The following is a 17,432-nucleotide window of genomic DNA, read 5'->3' as shown; positions in this document are numbered from 1 at the left end:
CGGTCAGCGCAGGGCGGCGACCGTCGGGCCGCGTTGTTCGAGCAGGATCGGGCCCAGCGCGGTGAGCCGGACCGGGCCTGAATAGCCGTGCCGGTCGACGCCGACGGTGCGGAGGGTGGCGCCGGTGGTCTCGTCGAGTACGGCCAGTCCGTCGCGGATCGGGATCACCAGCTGGTTCGCGAAAATACCGCCGGGGCCGAGCGCGCTTTCGAGGATCCAGCGGGGCGCGAGCGTGTCACGGGAGAGCGCGACGGTCTTCGTGCCGGTGAACCAGTAGACGGCACTCGCGGTGCGGCTGATCTGTTCGGTGCCGCCGGCCGGGTCGCCGGCGAGGTCGCCGGCCGGAAGGTCCATCGGGTAGGCGGTTTTCTCGGTACCGTCACCGGCGAACGTGACCAGCTGCTTCTGGTCCGGGAGCAGCACCGCGGTCAGATCGCCGGACATCGCGATCACGCGCGCGCGCGAACCCGGCAGCACGGTGCTGAACACGACCTGCGGCTCGTCCTCGTGCTCGGCGGTCGCGCGGTAGACGGTGAGCCGGTCGCGCGGATCGCCGGGACAGCGTTCGATCACGCCGATTTTCTCCGCGGCCGCGGCGACCGTGCCGTAGGTACAGCCCGTGCGGGGCTGCTTGTTCGGGTTCTGGAGAAACGGGACCTTGCCGTACTCCATGCTCTTCACCAGATCGTCGCGCCAGGTGTCGAGCAGATGCTTGCCGGTCGTGGTGACGTGCGTGCCGTCGCTGACCAGCCGCGTGCCGAGTTCCGCGTCGCCGTTGCGCTGCGCGGTGATCCGGCCGGTCGCCGGGTCGAGCTGGGTGACCTCGCTGCAGCCCATGGACTTGTGGTAGACCGCGTTGATCCGGCCCCACGCAGTGTCCACAGTGCACAGTTGGAGGTTTTCCCTGGTGTAGTGCCAGCGAATCTGTCCCGTGCGCGGGTCCCGCCCGGCCACTTCGCCGCCGTTGGCGGTGGTCACCGTGTCGGCTTGGCCGATCGGCTCCGGCGTCGCGGCGCTCGGTGCCTGCCACAGCTGCGTCATCGAGCCGGGCACCGCGTCCGGCGCGGCGGGCAGGGCCGGAGCCGGGTCCGCGAGCGCGCGGCTGGTGTGCAGATTGTCGCTCTTGACCGCCACGATCGTCGACAGGACCGCCACGAGCACCGCGATCCCCGCCACGACCACCCAATCCCGCCGCCGATTCCACGGCGACCGCCGCGCCCTTCCCGGCGGAGCCCCCGGCGGGGTGCGGAGACGACCGGAACCCACCCGATGCGAGGACTTCCCGCCGAGCCGGTCGGCTGCATGCCGTCCATGGGAGACGGCCGTGGTCTCGCCTGGCGTGGCCAGCGCATCGGCGGCGGATTGGGGGATGCCGTTGCCCGCCGGTTCGGCTGCGGAATCCGGTGCTGTGTCGGCCGGGGACGTGGGATCGGTGGGGCTGTGGGGGGTGGCTGGTTCTGGTGTGGTGATTGGTGCGGTGGCGTCCGGTGGTGTGGCCGGTGCGGCAGGGTCGGATGATGCGGCAGAGTCGGCTGGTACGGCAGGGCTGGGCGATGTGGCAGGGCTGGCCGGTTCGGCAGGGCTGGCTGGTTCGGCACCATCCGGATCCGCCGGACCAACCGGACCGCGCTCCGACCCGACCGGCCCCGCCACCCCGGCACCATCCCCGGCGGAAGCCGTACCGGACCCCGGGCCCCCCGCCGAGTCCGGCGCGGGGGGAAGGTCCGGGTTGTGCGGGGCGTCCGCTGCGGTCGATCCGGGCTCGGACGGTGCCGGGCGGCCGGTGTCGTCCCCGTGGTCGTTCACCGTGTTCTGGCTCCCCGCGTGCGGTGGTTTCTCAGTCTGCCGACGCAGGTGTATCAGATGTCGTGGACGGGCGGCGGCGACGGCGCCGGCGGGCCGGGCGTTCGGCGGGGGGTTCGCCGGACTCGGTGGTGGCCGGGGTGGCCGAACCTGCCGGGCCGGTGGGGTCCGCGCCGGCCCGGGTGCGGCGGCGGCCTCGGGACGGGCGGTCCTCCGTGGCGGGTTGCTCGGCTGCCTGCTCCGTGGACGGGGCCTCGGCTGTGCGGGCGCCGCGGGTCCGCTTGCGGGGGGCGCGGTTGCGTTTGCGCGGGGCGTCCTCCGTGGCGGCCGGACCGCGGCCGCGGCCCTTGCCGCCCAGGTCCTCTTCCTCCTCGGCGGCCAGGCCGGCGCGGGTCCGCTTCGCCAGCGGGAGCCTGCCCTTGGTGCCCACCGGAATACCCAGGTCGGAGAACAGGTGCGGGGACGAGGAATACGTCTCCACCGGCTCCGGCTTGTCCAGGCCGAGGGTGTCGGAGATCAGCTTCCAGCGCGGCTCCTCGTCCCAGTCGACGAGGGTGATCGCGACGCCGGTGCGGCCCGCCCGGCCGGTCCGGCCTATCCGGTGCACGTAGGTCTTCTCGTCGTCCGGGCACTGGTAGTTGATCACGTGCGTGACGTCGTCGATGTCGATGCCGCGCGCGGCCACGTCGGTGGCCACCAGCACGTCCACCTTGCCCGAGCGGAACGCCCGCAGCGCCTGCTCGCGCGCGCCCTGGCCGAGATCGCCGTGCACGGCGGCGGCCGCGAAACCGCGCTCCACCAGCTCGTCGGCCACCTTCTGCGCGGTGCGCTTGGTGCGGCTGAAGATCATCGTGAGCCCGCGGCCCTCGGCCTGCAGCGCCCGGGCGATCAGCTCCGGCTTGTCCATCGAGTGCGCCCGGTAGACGAACTGGGCGGTGCGCTCGTGGATCGCGCCGGCGTCGTTCTCCTCGGCCCGGATGTGCGTGGGCTGGTTCAGGAACGTGCGGGCCAGGGTGATGATCGGACCGGGCATGGTGGCGGAGAACAGCATGGTCTGCCGCTCGTCCGGGACCATCCGCAGGATCCGCTCGATGTCGGGCAGGAAGCCGAGGTCGAGCATCTCGTCGGCCTCGTCCAGCACCAGCCCGCGGACCTTGCCCAGCACCAGATGCTGCTGCTCGGCCAGGTCGAGCAGCCGGCCGGGGGTGCCGATCACCACGTCGACGCCCTTGCGCAGGGCCTCGATCTGCGGCTCGTACGGCCGGCCGCCGTAGATCGCCAGGGTGCGGATGCGCAGGTGCTTGCCCGCGCCCTTGAGGTCGTTGGCCACCTGGATGCACAGCTCGCGAGTCGGCACCACGACGAGCACCTGCGGGGTGCCGTCGCCGGGCACCTGCACCCGGTGCAGCAGCGGGACGCCGAACCCGAGCGTCTTGCCCATCCCGGTGCGGGCCTGGCCGATCACGTCGTCGCCGGCCATGGCCAGCGGCAGGGTCAGCGCCTGGATCGCGAAGGTGCGCTCGATGCCGGCCTCGGCCAGCGCGCGCACGATCTCCGGCTTCACGCCGAAGTCGGCGAACGCGGGGGACTCCTCGGTCACCGGGGCGCCCGCCTGCAGCGGATGCGAGGTGTCGATCGTGGCCGGGCCGGACTCGCTGTGCTCGAGTGCGACCGCGGCGGTGGACTCTTCGGTTGTGGTCTGTTCTGTACTCAGGACTGATCGCCTCTCTCGTGACCAGCGTGCACAGGCCGGTTGTCACTCGACACTCGACCGGGGGCCTGGTCCGCGCCGGCACACCGTGGCCTTCGCGAGGACCGTGGCCTTCGGAAAGACCTGGGTCTCGGCGAAGGGAGACCGGTGGCGGCGCAACCGCCCTCCCGGGAATGCCGCTGGGAGGCGTGCACGCACACTGTGTGACGAACTCCGGCCACCCCTCGTGGGCGCCGATCGTCCGCCGGGTTCCCCGCCGCCCCGGTGCATTCAGTACTCCGGAGCAGGGGAAGCATTGTCCATCTGTGCGCAGTGTAGCTGGTCAGGAGTTTTTTGACAGTACCGGGCGCGAGCGGGGGCGGTGGCATCGGTCTCTTCCCGGCACCGGCCTGCGGTTCGGCGATACCCTCGTCGCCGTGACCGAGCCCTCGGAGCGCACTGAGCTCCCCGAAATCAGCGAAGGCGTCGTCGACCTGCTCGGCGTGATCGCCTACCTCGAACTGTCCGCCTTCGACCGGATGGCCGAGGACGCCCGCGGCGCTCCGACCCTGACCGGCCGCGCCGCGCTGGCTTCGATGGCCGCGGCCGAGATCGGGCACTTCGACCTGCTCTCGGCGCACCTGTCCGCGCACGGGGTCGCGGTGTCGGACGCGATGACGCCGTTCGTCGCGCAGGTGGACGCGTGGCACGACTCGACCCCGCCGAACTCCTGGCTGGAATCGCTGGTCAAGGCCTACGTCGGGGACGGGCTGGCAGCCGATCTCTACCGCGAGATCGCCAGCTGGCTGGATCCGGAGACCAAGGAACTCGTCCTCACCGTGCTCGCCGACACCGGGCATTCCGCGTTCGCCGAGCGTGAGGTCGCGGCCGGCATCCAGGCCGATCCGAAGGCGCGGGACAAGCTCGCGCTGTGGGGCCGCAGGCTGCTCGGCGAGGCGATCACCCAGGCCCAGTACGTGGTGGCCGAACGCGACGGGCTGGCCGAGCTGATCATCGCCGGATCCGGCGACCTGTCGGGAATCGGCGCGCTGTTCCGCCGGTTACAACAACGGCACACCAAGCGCATGCAGGCGCTCGGGCTGGGCTGAATGCCGGTGCGAACGGGCCATCCCCTGATCGCGCGCCACCGCGCCGGGGTGCTTCGGCTAGCCTTGCCGGGCGTAACCACAACGAATTTCCAGCGGAGGTCCCACGTGGAGGTCAAGATCGGCATCAAGGACACACCGCGCGAGCTGGTGGTGTCCAGTGGCCAGACTCCCGACGAGGTGGAGAAGCTGGTCGCCGAAGCGTGGGCGGGCGGGGAGAAGCTCTTCCGCCTCGACGACGACAAGGGACGCAAGTACCTCGTCCCGGTCGACCGGATCGCCTACGTCGAGATCGCGCCGTCCGACGTGCGCAAGGTCGGGTTCGGCGTCAGCGACTGAGCACCAACGCTGTGAAGGGCACCTTCACGGACTCAGAGTCCAGGGTGTCGGCAAAGTTGGTCGGGGACCCGGCAGTGGGCGATGCGGAGGTGTGTGCGACCACCTCGTGGCGTGCGCCGGACCGGTTTTGGGTCTGTGAAGGGTCCCTTCACAGACTCAGAGTCCGTGAAGGGTCCCTTCACGGACCTCTACACCGACTTTGCCGGAACCCTGGACTCAGCGTCCGTGAAGGTTCCCTTCACGGCATTCGGGCCGGGACGGGGATAGCCGTCCTCAGCCGGCGTCCTTTGCGCGTTCGAGCTGGACGACTTTGTTCACTTCGAGTGGCAGGTCCGGATCGATCACCACGCCCTGCTGCCGGGTGAGCCCGTCGATCGCGGCCCAGAGGATCTGGGTGAGGTATTCGACCACCGCGTCCCGGCTCATCGAACGGCGGTCCAGCCACCATTCGCCGACGTTCTGCACCATGCCGACGATGCCGTGTGCCCACGGTTCGGCCGCGCCGGAGTCCATCGTGAACATGCGCATGTAGTCGCCGAGCAGCGCGGTCAGCGCGGTCGCGATGACCTCCTTGTCCTCGGCCACGACGTCGGAGGCCACCTTCTCCTGCAGCCCGCCGCGGGCGAGCAGGCGGTAGAGGTTCGGGTGCTCCTCGATCACGGTGAAGAACGCGTCGAGCGCCATCCGGATCCGCGGTACCGGCGCGAGTTCTGCGTTGATCGCCGGGATCAGCCGCTGGAAGAGGATCTCCGTGCCGCGCTGCCCGAGCGCGAGGTACAGGTCGGCCTTGTCCTCGAAATGCCGGTACAGCACGGGTTTGGTGACGCCTGCCTCGGCCGCCACGTCCTCCATGCCGAGGTCGGGACCATGGGTGTCCAGCGCCCGCAGGGCCGCTTCGACGAACTCCGCGCGCCGCGCGATCCGGTGCTTGCGCCAGCGGTCCCGGCGGGCGTCCCCGGTGGGGGCGTCCGCGTTCTTCGCCGGGCTGGACTGCTTGCCGGTGCGCTTGACACGGTCGATCACGACAGTCATGCTACCAGAAGTAACTGTTACCAGGAGTTGCAGGTTTATCGGAACGCCACCGGGTGGCGACGGCGGGTCAGGCGCGGGAGTCCGGTTTGGTAGGTGGACCTGGAATGCCGTTCTGGCGTAAGCCTTTTCTGCTTTCGGAGGCCGTGTGAGCACCATTGCCGAGCGGCGGGACCCGGCCCGTGCGCACCGCTTCGTGACCAGTGACGGCTGCGCGCTGCACTTCGGGATCAGCGGTCCGGCCGACGCCGAGCCGACCCTGGTGCTCGTGCACGGCTGGACGCAGGATCACCGCACCTGGGACGGGGTGGTCGAGCGGCTCGGCGCCGGCGTCCGGACGCTGCGCTATGACCTGCGCGGACACGGCGGTTCGGCGCCCGCGCTCGGCGGAACGGCGACCATCCCGCGTCTCGCCGACGATCTCGCCGAGCTGATCGCGGACCGGGTTCCGCGGGGTCCGCTGGTGCTGGCCGGGCATTCGATGGGCGGGATGACCGTGATGGCGCTGGCCGAACGGCATCCGGAGCTGGTCGAGCGCCGGGTGGCCGGGGTCGCGTTCGTCGCGACCTCGTCCCGGCAGATGGACCAGATCACGCTGGGCTTGCCCGGGATGGCCGGGCAACTCTCCGCACGGTTCGAGCGGCGGCTGGCGAAGGCGCTGGCGCACCGCAAGGGCGATCGGCTGCCGCTGAGCCCGGCCATGGTCCGTTCCGGCGCCCGGTTTCTGGTGTTCGGCGATCGCCCGCGCCGAGCCGACGTGCAAACCGTTGCCGACCAGTTGTTGTGTGCGCATCCAGCGAGCCTCGGCGAGTTCCAGGACGCGATCTCCATCCACGACCGGAAGGTCGCGCTCGCGACCCTGCGCGGCACGCCCGCGGTGGTGCTGGCCGGGGAGAAGGACCGGCTTTGCCCGCTGCCGCACGCGAAAGTCATCGCCGACGAGCTACCGGACGCCGAGTTCGTCCGCTACCCGGGGGCGGGGCACATGCTGCCGCAGGAGCGTGCGGGGGAGGTGGCTGTGCGAATCGATGCGCTGCTTCGCGCAGCGGCCGCGCACTGAAGTAGGCAGGGGGAGGGTGACCGCTTCGGCCGACGGGCGCGGAGCGGTCACCTTGCAGCTGGGCAGTGCTCTGGACGTGGTGTGTCCACTGTGGTCAGTTCGCGCTCGGCCAGGCGCCGCGCGGTGTCGACGGAACGGGCGCGGTCATCGAGGCTGCCGGGCAGCGCGGCGGCGAGCCGGTCGTTGCCCGGGGAGCGCGACGACCGGCAACCCCATCAGCCGTCCTTGAGCGGGAAACCGCCGCCGATGCCCCGCCAGGCGAGGTTGGCGGTCAGGTCCACTGCTTCCTCGCGGCTCATCGCCTGGTTGTGCTGCAGCCAATACCGCGCGCTCACCTGGCTCATGCCGACCAGCCCGACGGCGAGCAGGCGGGCCTTGGCCTCGTCCAGGCCGGCGTCGGAGGTGATGGTCTCGGTGATCGCCTCGACGCTGGCCGAGGTGGCCCGGTCCACCGCCTCCTGCACGGACGGTTCGCCGCGCAGGTCCGATTCGAAGACCATCCGGAAGGCGCCCGCGTCGTTGCTCACGAAGTCGAAGAACGCGCCCACCGTGGCCGGCACCCGCTGGCGGTTGTCGGTGGTGGAGTCCAGCGCGTCCTGCACCCGGGAGACCAGGTCCTCGACGTGGCTCTCCAGCAGCGCGATGTAGAGGTCCAGCTTCCCGGGGAAGTGCTGGTAGAGCACAGGCTTGCTGACCCCTGCCTGTTCCGCGATCTCGTCCATCGCGGCCGCGTGGTACCCGTTCTCGGCGAAGACCCGCTGCGCGGCGGTGAGCAGCTGGGCGCGGCGTTCGGTACGGGGCAACCGCACGCCCCGTCCTTGCAGTCGCGCGATCTCCGTCATGCTTTCCTCCCGTTCAACGGCCGCCACCTGCGGGGTCGCCACCGCATGAAGCGCAGCCGACATTACTCGCCGGTACGCCCGGATTGCCACGGGTAGGGCATGCTGGAGAGGTGACGACCACGTCTTCCGGCACCCCGGCCGCGGCCCTGCGCCCGCCGATGACCCGGGTGCCATTGTCGACCACGCCCCTGCCGCCGCTCGACCCGGCGTTGCCACCGTGGCCCGGCGGCCTCGAACGGGACGGCGGGACCACCCTGCACGTGCGGCGCACTCCCGGCATGGACGGCAGTACCGCGGTGTACGTGCACGGGCTCGGCGGTTCGTCCACCAATTGGACCGACCTCGCCGCGCTGCTGTCGCCGGCGGCGGCGGGCCGGGCGCTGGACCTGCCCGGATTCGGCTTCTCCGAACCCGAGCCGGACTTCGGCTTCCGCCTCGCCGACCACGCCGAGGTGGTGGCCCGCTACGTCGCCGGGCTGGGCGCCGGGCCGGTGCACCTGCTGGGCAACTCGATGGGCGGCGCGATCGCGATGATGGTCGCCGCCCGGCGGCCGGAGCTGGTCAAGACGCTCACCCTTATCTCGCCCGCGATGCCGGACCGCCGGCCGGACCCGCGCAGGCTGTCCGATCCGCTGATGGCGCTGGCCTACCTGCCGGTGGTCGGCGCCGGGGTGCGCCGCCGGATGGCCGGGCTGACCGCGCGGGAGCGGGCCGCGCAGGTGATCGCGCTGTGCTTCGACGATCCGGCGCGTTTTCCCGAGCAGCGGCTCGACGAGCTGACCGTGGAGCACAGTGCACGGGCCGGGTTCGCCTGGGCCGCACAGGCGATGGAACGCAGCACGTTCGGCATCTTCCGGCAGTGGACCGCGTTCGGCGAGGACTCGCTGTGGTCGATCGCGACCCGGGTGCGGGTGCCGTCGCTGGTGATCTGGGGGCTGCACGATCGAGTGATCTCGGTGCGGCGGGCCGAGCGGACCGCCCGGCTGCTGCCGAACGCCCGCCTGCTGGTGCTGCCGAGGACCGGGCACGTCGCGCAGATGGAACGACCGAACGTGGTGGCCAGGGCGGTGCTGGGGCTGTGGGAGGGCGCCGGGCAGGGCGACTGGTGACCCGGTCCGGCGGCGGCCGGTCCACCGGATGCGCGCGGTGTCGCCGCCGGGAGCGTGCCCCGGGTGTGGCACCCTGAGGCGGTGGACCGGCTGAGACAGGATGCGCAGGACCGGCGGGCTTCGGCCGGTGGGCCGTCCCGTCGCTCCCCGGCCAGGGATTCCTCGCTCACCGACACCGGATCGCCGCGGGTCGGCCAGTTCCGGCCCAGCAAACGGCCCGCCCAGCGGGTCGGCGAAGATCGTTACCGGCCCGGTTCGCGCCGGACCAGCGCGGAACCGCTGACAGCCTCATGGCAGCCGCACGACGAGGAGGATCGCCCGGCGCGGCGTAAGCGTCCGGCGAAGAAGTCCGGGATCGCCCGGTTCGTGCAGACCTACGGCTGGCGGGTGTACGCCCTGCCGGTGCTCGTCGTGATCACCGTGCTGGTGCTGGTGAACACGGCGGGCAGCCCGGCCGAGACCGGCAGCAGTACCGCGTCCGGGGAGGCCCCGGTCGGCGTGGCCACGGCGGGGGCCATCGACAGCGGTGGCGGCTTCCCGGAGAACCCGGCGCAGCCGGTGAACCTGAACGTGCCCACCGCGGATCTGCCGACCGGCGGGCCGTTCACCGAAGAGGGCAAGGGCACCTGGCACGTGGTGCCCGGTTCCGGTGACGTGATCGGCAAGTCCGGCAAGCTGTTCACCTACACCGTCGAGGTCGAGGACGGTATCGATCCCGCCAGCTACGCCGGGGACGACAGTTTCGCCACCGCGGTGACCGGCATCCTGTCCGATCCGCGGAGCTGGACCTGGAACGGCAAGCTGCGGCTGCAGCGGGTCGACTCCAGTTATCCGAACCCGAGTTTCCGGGTGAGCCTCACCACGCCGAACACCACGCACCGGCCGGACGCCTGCGGGTTCCAGATCAAGTTCGAGGCCTCCTGCTACCGCTCCAGCATGGACCGGGTGCTGATCAACCTGGCCCGCTGGGTGCGCGGCGCGAAGGCCTACGGCGCGGACATGACCGGCTACCGGCAGTACGCGATCAACCACGAGGTCGGGCACGCGCTGGGCAACCAGCACGTCGGCTGCCCTGGCAACGACCAGCCAGCGCCGGTGATGATGCAGCAGTCCTTCGGTGTCGCCGACGATTACGTGGCGAAGCTGAACAACATCCCGGGCGGCGACAAGGGCAAGGTCGCCGCCGACCACCGGGTGTGCAAGCCGAACGCGTGGCCGAACCCCACGCCACCCGCGCAGTAGTCCCGCACCGTAAGTTCCGGCACAAAGCAACCGTCGTCCCAGTATGCGGACGCCGGGAAGCCGGGCTTGCCCGCCGGCGTTGTGGATACTGGGATCGACTACGCGATCCGCGCGAGGCTGGAGGACCCGATGTCAGACACGGCACTGCCCCCGCTGGTGGAGCCGGCTGCCGAGCTCACCAAGGAAGAGGTGGCCCGGTACAGCAGGCACCTGATCATCCCGGATGTCGGGGTGGTCGGGCAGAAGCGGCTGAAGAACGCGAAGGTCCTGGTGATCGGGGCCGGTGGGCTGGGCAGCCCGGCGCTGCTCTACCTCGCCGCGGCGGGGGTGGGCTCGCTGGGCATCATCGATTTCGACGTGGTCGACGAGTCGAACCTGCAGCGCCAGGTGATCCACGGCCAGTCCGACGTGGGCAAGCTCAAGGCTGCCTCGGCGCAGGAGTCGCTCGCCGAGATCAACCCGTTCGTCAAGGTGTACCTGCACACCGAGCGGCTGGAGTCGGCGAACGCGCTGGAGATCTTCGCCCAGTACGACCTGATCCTGGACGGCACGGACAACTTCGCCACCCGGTACCTGGTCAACGACGCCGCGGTGCTGCTGGGCAAGCCGTACGTGTGGGGCTCCATCTTCCGGTTCGAGGGCCAGGTCAGCGTGTTCTGGGAGGACGCGCCGAACGGCCGTGGCCTCAACTACCGCGACCTCTACCCGGAGCCGCCGCCGCCGGGCATGGTGCCCTCCTGCGCCGAGGGCGGCGTGCTGGGCGTGCTGTGCGCGTCCATCGGCTCGATCATGGTGACCGAGGCGATCAAGCTGATCACGGGGATCGGCGATCCGTTGCTGGGCAGGCTGATCAGCTACGACGCGCTGGAGATGCGCTACCGCGAGGTGAAGATCCGCAAGGATCCGGAGACGCCGAAGATCACCGAGCTGATCGACTACGAGGCGTTCTGCGGTGTGGTCTCGGAGGAAGCGGCTTCGGCGGCGGCGGACAGCACGATCACCCCGGCGGAACTGAAGGCGAAGTTCGACCGGGGCGACGATTTCGCGCTGATCGACGTCCGCGAGCCGCACGAGTACGAGATCGTGAACATCAAGGGCGCCACGCTGATCCCGAAGGACCGCATCCTCTCCGGCGAGGCCTTGGCCGAATTGCCGCAGGACAAGCCGATCGTGCTGCACTGCAAGTCCGGCGCGCGGTCCGCGGAAGCGCTCGCCGCCTTGCACGCGGCCGGTTTCAAGGACGCCACGCACCTCGGCGGCGGGGTCCTCGCCTGGGCCCGGCAGATCGACCCGAGCCTGCCGACCTACTGAGGTCTTGACGGCTGTGAAGGGTCCCTTCACGGACGCTGAGTCCGTGAAGGGACCCTTCACAGCCTTGGGCTCGTAGGTCTCAAAGTGGCCTCGGCCAGCGAGTCTGTGGCGTGGCGGCGGGTATGGCCGGGTACCGTCACCCCTCGTGCGCTCGACTCTCGAACGGCCATCCGAGCGGGTACGCGCTGCTTTCGGCGGCGCGCCGGACGCTGTGGTGCCGGTCCCGGATTCCGTGGCCTGGCGGTGCGGTGACCTGGTGTTCAAGCCGGCCGGCGATCGGTCCCGGGCGCTGTGGACGGCACGAGCGCTGGACTACGCCGAGGATCCGGGGCTGCGGATCGCGAAACCCGTGCGGTCGCTGGACGGCCGGTGGATCGTCGGTGGCTGGTCGGCCTGGCGGTACGTGGCGGGCGCGACCGAGCACCGTTGTGAGGAAACGGTACTGGCCGCGGTCCGGTTGCACCGCGCCACCGCGGAGCTGCCCCGCCCGGATTTCCTTGCCGAGCGCGACGATCTCCACGCGGTGGCCGACCGGATCGCCTGGCAGGAACAGGACCGGCCACTGCCGGAGGCCAAAGGCGGGCGCTGGTTCGAGATCCTCGCGCCGGCTCGCCGGCAGGTGAAGCTGCCGCCTCAGGTCGCGCACGGCGAACTGCTTGCGGGGCTGCTCTTCGACGGGGACGCGGCGCCGGGCGTCGTCGACTTCGTTCCGTATTACCGGCCCGGTGAATGGGGCGCGGCGATCGCCGCGGTGGACGCGCTCGCCTGGGGCGGGGCGAGGGGTGCGCTGCTGGAACGGTGGGCGCATTTGCCCGAATGGCCGCAGTTGCTGTTGCGCGCGGTGCTGTTCCGGCTGGCCGCGCACGCGCTCGACCCGCGCTCCACGGTTTCCGCGCTGGACGGCCTGCGGGCCGCGTCCCGTGAGGTCAGCGCGATTCTCTGATTCACCTGCGCATCGGGCGCGCAGGGCGGGTGATGTCAACTCGACGAAACATTCGGCGTCTTTCCGGGTAACACGGCCTCCCTACGGTCGGGGCATCACTGACCCCGAGGAGCGCTCGTGCCGCACGTCGACACGCACTGCCCGTATTGCGCGCTGCAGTGCGGGATGCGCCTGGACGGGACCCGTGTCAGCCCGCGTGCCTTCCCGGTCAACGCCGGCGGGCTGTGCCAGAAGGGCTGGACCGCCGGTGAGCTGTTGCGTACCGGGGACCGGCTGCGAACTCCGTTGCTCCGCCGGGACGGCGTGCTGCGTCCGGTGGGCTGGGACGAGGCGCTGGACTTCGTGGCCGGACGGCTGGCCGGATTGCGCCGGGAGCACGGTGCCGGTGCGGTGGCGGTGTTCGGCGGTGGCGGGCTCACCAACGAAAAGGCTTACCTGCTGGGGAAGTTCGCCCGGGTGGCGCTCGGCACGCCGAACATCGACTACAACGGCCGGTTCTGCATGTCGTCGGCGGCCGCGGCCGGGATCCGAGCGTTCGGTCTCGACCGTGGGCTGCCGTTCCCGGTCACCGATCTGGCCGGGGCGGACGTCGTCCTGCTGGCCGGGGCGAATCCGGCCGAGACGATGCCGCCGTTCCTGCAGCACTTGCGGGGCGCCGACCTGATCGTGGTCGATCCGCGGCGCACGCCCACCGCCGAACAGGCGAGCCTGCACCTCGCTCCGGCGCCAGGCACGGATCTTGCGCTGGCGCTGGGCATTCTGCACGCCGTAGTCGCCGAGGGGTACCTCGACAAGTCCTATGTGGATACTCGAACCGGTGGATTCGACGAGGCGTGGCGGATCGCCGCGGCCTGGTGGCCGGAGCGGGTCGAGCGGGTGACCGGAGTGGCGGCGGCGGACCAGCGGCGCGCAGCCGAGCTGCTGGCCGGTGCCGGGAATGCCTACGTACTCACTGCGCGTGGTGCCGAACAGCACGCCACCGGGACGGACACGGTCGGCGCCTGGATCAATCTCGCACTCTCGCTCGGACTGCCGGGGCGAAGTGGTTCCGGGTATGGCTGTCTGACCGGCCAGGGCAACGGGCAGGGCGGACGGGAGCACGGGCAGAAAGCTGATCAACTGCCCGGGTATCGCAAGATCGACGACCCGGTGGCGCGTGCACATGTGGCCGGAGTCTGGGGCGTGGCGCCGGAAAGCCTGCCCGGACCGGGTCGTTCGGCTGTCGAGTTGCTCGACTCGCTGGGGCGCGACGGTGGTCCGAAGGCGTTGCTGGTGTTTGGCAGCAACGTCGTGGTATCCGCGCCCAGCGCTTCGTCCGTCCAGGAGCGACTGTCCACTCTCGACTTGCTGGTGGTGGCGGACTTCGTTCTTTCGGAGACTGCGGCGCTGGCCGACGTGGTGTTCCCGGTGACGCAATGGGCTGAAGAGGACGGCACGCTCACCAATCTCGAAGGCCGGATCCTGCTGCGGTGTAAAGCTCTCGACCCGCCACCCGGGGCGAGAACCGATCTGGAGCTGATCCACGGGCTGGCCTCTCGTCTCGGGCAGCCTGCGGAGCGCTTCCCGGCTGACGCCGAGACGGTGTTCGACGAGTTGCGTGTCGCGTCGAAGGGCGGTCTCGCCGACTACTCCGGGATCAGTTACGCCCGGCTGCGTTCGGGAGAAGCTTTGCACTGGCCGGTGCCCGCCGAGGAACATGCCGGAACCCCGCGGATGTTCCTCGACCGGTTCGCTCATTCCGACGGCCGGGCGAGGTTCGCCGCCGTCGACCACAGTGGACCGGCGGAGCCGCCGTCCGCCGAGTTTCCCCTGCAGGCCACTACCGGCCGGGTGCTCCAGCATTATCAGTCCGGCGCGCAGACGCGCCGGATCCCGGAGCTGAACGTGGTGGTGCCCGAGGTCTTCGTGGAGGTGCATCCGGACACCGCTGCGCGGTCCGGACTGTCCGATGGGGAACGCGCGGTGGTGCGGTCGCGGCGCGGGGAGACTTTCGCCCGCGTGCGGTGCGTCGCGTCGATGCGGCCGGACCTGGTTTTCCTGCCGTTTCACTTCCCCGGCAAGGCGCGTGCGAACCTGCTGACCAACCCGGTGCTCGATCCGACGAGCCGGATGCCGGAATTCAAGGTGTGCGCGGTTTCCTTGGCGAAGGCGGACGCGTGAGCGCGCGTCATGTGGTGATCGTGGGGTACGGCATGGCCGGTGCGCGGCTGGCGGACGAGATCCGCCGCCGGGACCCGGGCGCCGAGCGCGTCCGGCTGACCGTGCTCGGTGCCGAACCGCATCCTGCCTACAACCGGGTCTTACTGTCCACTGTGGTCGCAGGGGGAATGCATCCGGAAACCGTGCGGCTGCATGACGAAGCGTGGGCCGAGCACGCGAAGGTCGACTTGCGGCTGGGTTGCCCGGTGATCGGCGTGGACCACGCGCACCGTCGCATGGAGACTTCCGCGGAGTCCTTCTCTTACGATGCCTTGGTTTTTGCCACTGGCGCCACGCCGTGGATTCCGCCGGTGGAGGGGCTCGAACTCGGACCGGAGGTCGTCGCGTTCCGTACGCTGGACGATTGCACCCGAATTCTTGACGCAGCTCGCCCCGGTGCACCGGTGGTGGTCCTCGGTGGTGGGCTGCTCGGGCTGGAGGCTGCGCGTGGCCTTGCCGGGCGGGGTGCGAACGTCACCGTCGTTCATCCCCGTTCGCATGTAATGGAACGGCAGATCGACGAGGCGGCCGGCAGGGTCCTTGCCCGTCGCCTCGCTCAGCTGGGCGTGAGCTTCCGGTTCGGGGTGACTGCCGCCCGGCACCTGCCGGGCGACGGGCTGAAGCTGGACGACGGCAGTTTCGTCCCGGCCGATCTGGTGGTCGTCGCCACCGGGGTTCGGCCGGAGACCGGGCTGGCCCGTGCCGCGGGATTGGCTGTGGATCGGGGAATCCTCGTCGACGATCTACTGTGTACCAGCGTCGGCCGGATCCACGCGCTCGGCGACTGCGCGCAGCATCGAGGTGCCCCGGCCGGACTCGTGCAGCCCGCGTGGGAACAGGCCGCGGTACTTGCCGATTTGCTCACCGGCGCCGATCCGGCCGCGCGGTATCGCGGTACTGCGGCGGTCACCCGGCTCAAAGCGCGGGACATCGATCTCGCCGCGCTGGGTGAGGTGCACGAGACCGGCGAGGCGGAAGTACTCACTGTCGACGATCCTGCCGGTGGCCGCTACGGAAAGCTGGTCGTCCACGAGAACCGGGTGACCGGCGCCATCCTGCTCGGCCTGCCGGATGCGGCTGCGACCGTGACCCAGCTCCACGACCGCGGCATCCCGGTGCCCGAAGACCGGCTCGCCGTGCTGCTCGGTCGTGCGCTGCCCGCGGGCAGTCCTCATGCGACAAGCCCCGCTGAACTGCCGTCGTCGGCTCTGATCTGCCGCTGCAACGCGGTGACCAAGGGCAGGTTGATCGAAGCCTGGCGCGGCGGGGCGACCGACGCGGCGGCGCTGGCCCGCACCACCCGTGCCACCACCGGTTGCGGCAGTTGCCGCGACACGGTGGGCGCGGTCGCCGAATGGCTGGCCGCGCAATGAGTCCCTGCAGTCTGTACAGGAGGACGCCATGACCACCACGGCCCACCGGGGCGCCCGCTGGATCGAGCATTGGGACCCCGAGGACGAGACCTTCTGGGCGGAGACCGGGAAGCGGATCGCCCGGCGCAACCTGTGGTTCTCCGTGCTCGCCGAACACATCGGATTCTCCGTCTGGACACTGTGGTCGGTCCTCGTGCTGTTCATGGGGCCGTCCTACGGGTTCTCCGCGGCGGACAAGTTCCTGCTGGTGTCCACTCCGACCCTGATCGGCGCGCTGATGCGGCTGCCCTACACCTTCGCGGTGGCGAAGTTCGGTGGGCGCAACTGGACCATCATCAGCGCCGTACTGCTGTTGGTACCGGTCGTGCTCACCGCGGTGGTGCTGCATCCCGGGACTTCGCTCGGCACCTTTCTGCTGATGGCGGCGCTCGGTGGGGTCGGCGGCGGGAACTTCGCCTCGTCGATGGCGAACATCAACACGTTCTACCCGGAGCGGTACAAGGGCTGGGCACTCGGGCTCAACGCCGGTGGCGGCAATCTCGGCGTGGCGGTCATCCAGCTGGTCGGGTTGCTCGTGATCGGGCTGGCCGGCGCGACCGTGCCCCGGCTCGTGCTCTACATCTACCTTCCGCTGATCGTGCTCGCCGCGCTGTGCGCCGCGTTGTTCATGGACAATCTCGCGACCGTTCGCGGGGACACCAAGGCCATGCGCGAGGTGGTCCGCAATGGACACACCTGGGTGATGTCCTTTTTGTACATCGGCACCTTCGGCTCGTTCATCGGTTACAGCTTCGCGTTCGGCCTGGTGCTGCAGAACCAGTTCGGACGGACACCACTGCAGGCCGCGGCGGTGACCTTCCTCGGGCCGCTGCTGGGTTCGCTGTCCAGGCCGATCGGTGGCCGGCTTTCGGACCGGGTCGGCGGGGCACGGGTCACCTTCGCCACTTTCGGCGCGATGGCGCTGGCCACCGTGGTGCTGGTGCTGGCGTCGTCGGCCAACTCGCTTGCGCTGTTCACCGTCGCGTTCATTGTCCTTTTTGTACTCACGGGAATCGGCAACGGTTCGACCTACAAGATGATCCCGGCGATCTTCCAGGTGAAGGCGCGGTCAGCGATCGAGAGAGGCGCCGACGAGGCGGGCGAGCTGCGCAACGCACGCCGGTTGTCCGGCGCGCTGATCGGCCTCGCCGGGGCCCTCGGCGCGCTCGGCGGGCTGTTCATCAACCTCGCGTTCCGGCAGTCGTTCGCCAGCGCGCACAGCGGGGTGCCGGCATTCCTCGCGTTCCTCGGCTTCTACGCGGTGTGCGTGGGCGTGACCTGGGTGGTCTACCTGCGCAAGCCGGCGCCCGATGCCCGGATCGCGCTGGCCGGGGCGGAGGTCTGAGC

The 17,432-nt window shown here is 70.4% G+C and carries 14 protein-coding genes; 10 read left to right on the top strand and 4 right to left on the bottom strand.

What is annotated here, in order from left to right:
- Positions 1-3: 3 nt before the first annotated feature.
- Both D5S19_RS26025 and D5S19_RS26020 read right to left on the bottom strand, forming a co-directional pair.
- Complete coding sequence (locus tag D5S19_RS26025) at positions 4-1,470, bottom strand: Rv3212 family protein (RefSeq protein ID WP_199730715.1); 1,467 nt, start codon at positions 1,468-1,470, stop codon at positions 4-6.
- A 367-nt stretch (positions 1,471-1,837) separates the two neighbouring features.
- The gene (locus D5S19_RS26020; protein WP_120026006.1) at positions 1,838-3,403 is read right to left on the bottom strand and encodes a DEAD/DEAH box helicase; all 1,566 of its coding nucleotides are present in this window, start codon (positions 3,401-3,403) and stop codon (positions 1,838-1,840) included.
- Positions 3,404-3,930: 527 nt separating this feature from the next.
- Here D5S19_RS26020 and D5S19_RS26015 point away from each other — a divergent pair.
- Both D5S19_RS26015 and D5S19_RS26010 read left to right on the top strand, forming a co-directional pair.
- The gene (locus tag D5S19_RS26015; RefSeq protein ID WP_199730707.1) at positions 3,931-4,602 is read left to right on the top strand and encodes a ferritin-like fold-containing protein; all 672 of its coding nucleotides are present in this window, start codon (positions 3,931-3,933) and stop codon (positions 4,600-4,602) included.
- Positions 4,603-4,707: 105 nt separating this feature from the next.
- Entirely contained in the window at positions 4,708-4,938 is a 231-nt protein-coding gene (locus D5S19_RS26010; protein ID WP_098511217.1) for a DUF3107 domain-containing protein, read from the top strand.
- A gap of 273 nt (positions 4,939-5,211) precedes the next feature.
- Here D5S19_RS26010 and D5S19_RS26005 read toward each other — a convergent pair whose 3' ends face one another.
- Positions 5,212-5,970 (bottom strand): TetR/AcrR family transcriptional regulator, encoded by a 759-nt coding sequence (locus D5S19_RS26005; protein WP_120026005.1) that lies wholly within the window; start codon positions 5,968-5,970, stop codon positions 5,212-5,214.
- 145 nt (positions 5,971-6,115) lie between these two features.
- Here D5S19_RS26005 and D5S19_RS26000 point away from each other — a divergent pair, with 145 nt between their 5' ends.
- Positions 6,116-7,027, top strand: a complete 912-nt coding sequence (locus D5S19_RS26000) for an alpha/beta fold hydrolase (RefSeq protein WP_120026004.1) — start codon at positions 6,116-6,118, stop codon at positions 7,025-7,027.
- 215 nt (positions 7,028-7,242) lie between these two features.
- Here the strand turns inward: D5S19_RS26000 and D5S19_RS25995 are convergent, their stop codons facing one another.
- Positions 7,243-7,869: a TetR/AcrR family transcriptional regulator gene (locus tag D5S19_RS25995; protein WP_120026003.1), complete on the bottom strand. Its 627-nt coding sequence runs from the start codon at positions 7,867-7,869 to the stop codon at positions 7,243-7,245.
- A 158-nt stretch (positions 7,870-8,027) separates the two neighbouring features.
- Here D5S19_RS25995 and D5S19_RS25990 point away from each other — a divergent pair, with 158 nt between their 5' ends.
- From D5S19_RS25990 to D5S19_RS25960, 7 genes are all read left to right on the top strand, one after another.
- Complete coding sequence (locus tag D5S19_RS25990) at positions 8,028-8,978, top strand: alpha/beta fold hydrolase (protein WP_120026075.1); 951 nt, start codon at positions 8,028-8,030, stop codon at positions 8,976-8,978.
- An 81-nt stretch (positions 8,979-9,059) separates the two neighbouring features.
- Positions 9,060-10,220, top strand: a complete 1,161-nt coding sequence (locus D5S19_RS25985) for a DUF3152 domain-containing protein (protein WP_120026074.1) — start codon at positions 9,060-9,062, stop codon at positions 10,218-10,220.
- Positions 10,221-10,349: 129 nt separating this feature from the next.
- Complete coding sequence (gene moeZ, locus D5S19_RS25980) at positions 10,350-11,531, top strand: adenylyltransferase/sulfurtransferase MoeZ (protein ID WP_120026073.1); 1,182 nt, start codon at positions 10,350-10,352, stop codon at positions 11,529-11,531.
- A 145-nt stretch (positions 11,532-11,676) separates the two neighbouring features.
- Positions 11,677-12,474, top strand: a complete 798-nt coding sequence (locus D5S19_RS25975) for a TIGR02569 family protein (protein ID WP_120026002.1) — start codon at positions 11,677-11,679, stop codon at positions 12,472-12,474.
- A 165-nt stretch (positions 12,475-12,639) separates the two neighbouring features.
- Complete coding sequence (locus D5S19_RS25970; protein WP_199730714.1) at positions 12,640-14,634, top strand: molybdopterin oxidoreductase family protein; 1,995 nt, start codon at positions 12,640-12,642, stop codon at positions 14,632-14,634.
- Entirely contained in the window at positions 14,631-16,046 is a 1,416-nt protein-coding gene (locus D5S19_RS25965; protein WP_120026072.1) for an FAD-dependent oxidoreductase, read from the top strand. The genes D5S19_RS25970 and D5S19_RS25965 overlap by 4 nt, the downstream gene beginning before the upstream one ends.
- Positions 16,047-16,074: 28 nt before the next feature.
- Positions 16,075-17,430, top strand: a complete 1,356-nt coding sequence (locus D5S19_RS25960) for a nitrate/nitrite transporter (protein ID WP_120026000.1) — start codon at positions 16,075-16,077, stop codon at positions 17,428-17,430.
- Positions 17,431-17,432: the final 2 nt, after the last annotated feature.

Source organism: Amycolatopsis panacis (assembly GCF_003600245.1).
Taxonomy (GTDB): Bacteria; Actinomycetota; Actinomycetes; order Mycobacteriales; family Pseudonocardiaceae; genus Amycolatopsis; species Amycolatopsis sulphurea.
The sequence above is the reverse complement of the archived record's forward strand: the minus strand, read 5'-3'. Positions and strand labels throughout refer to the sequence as shown.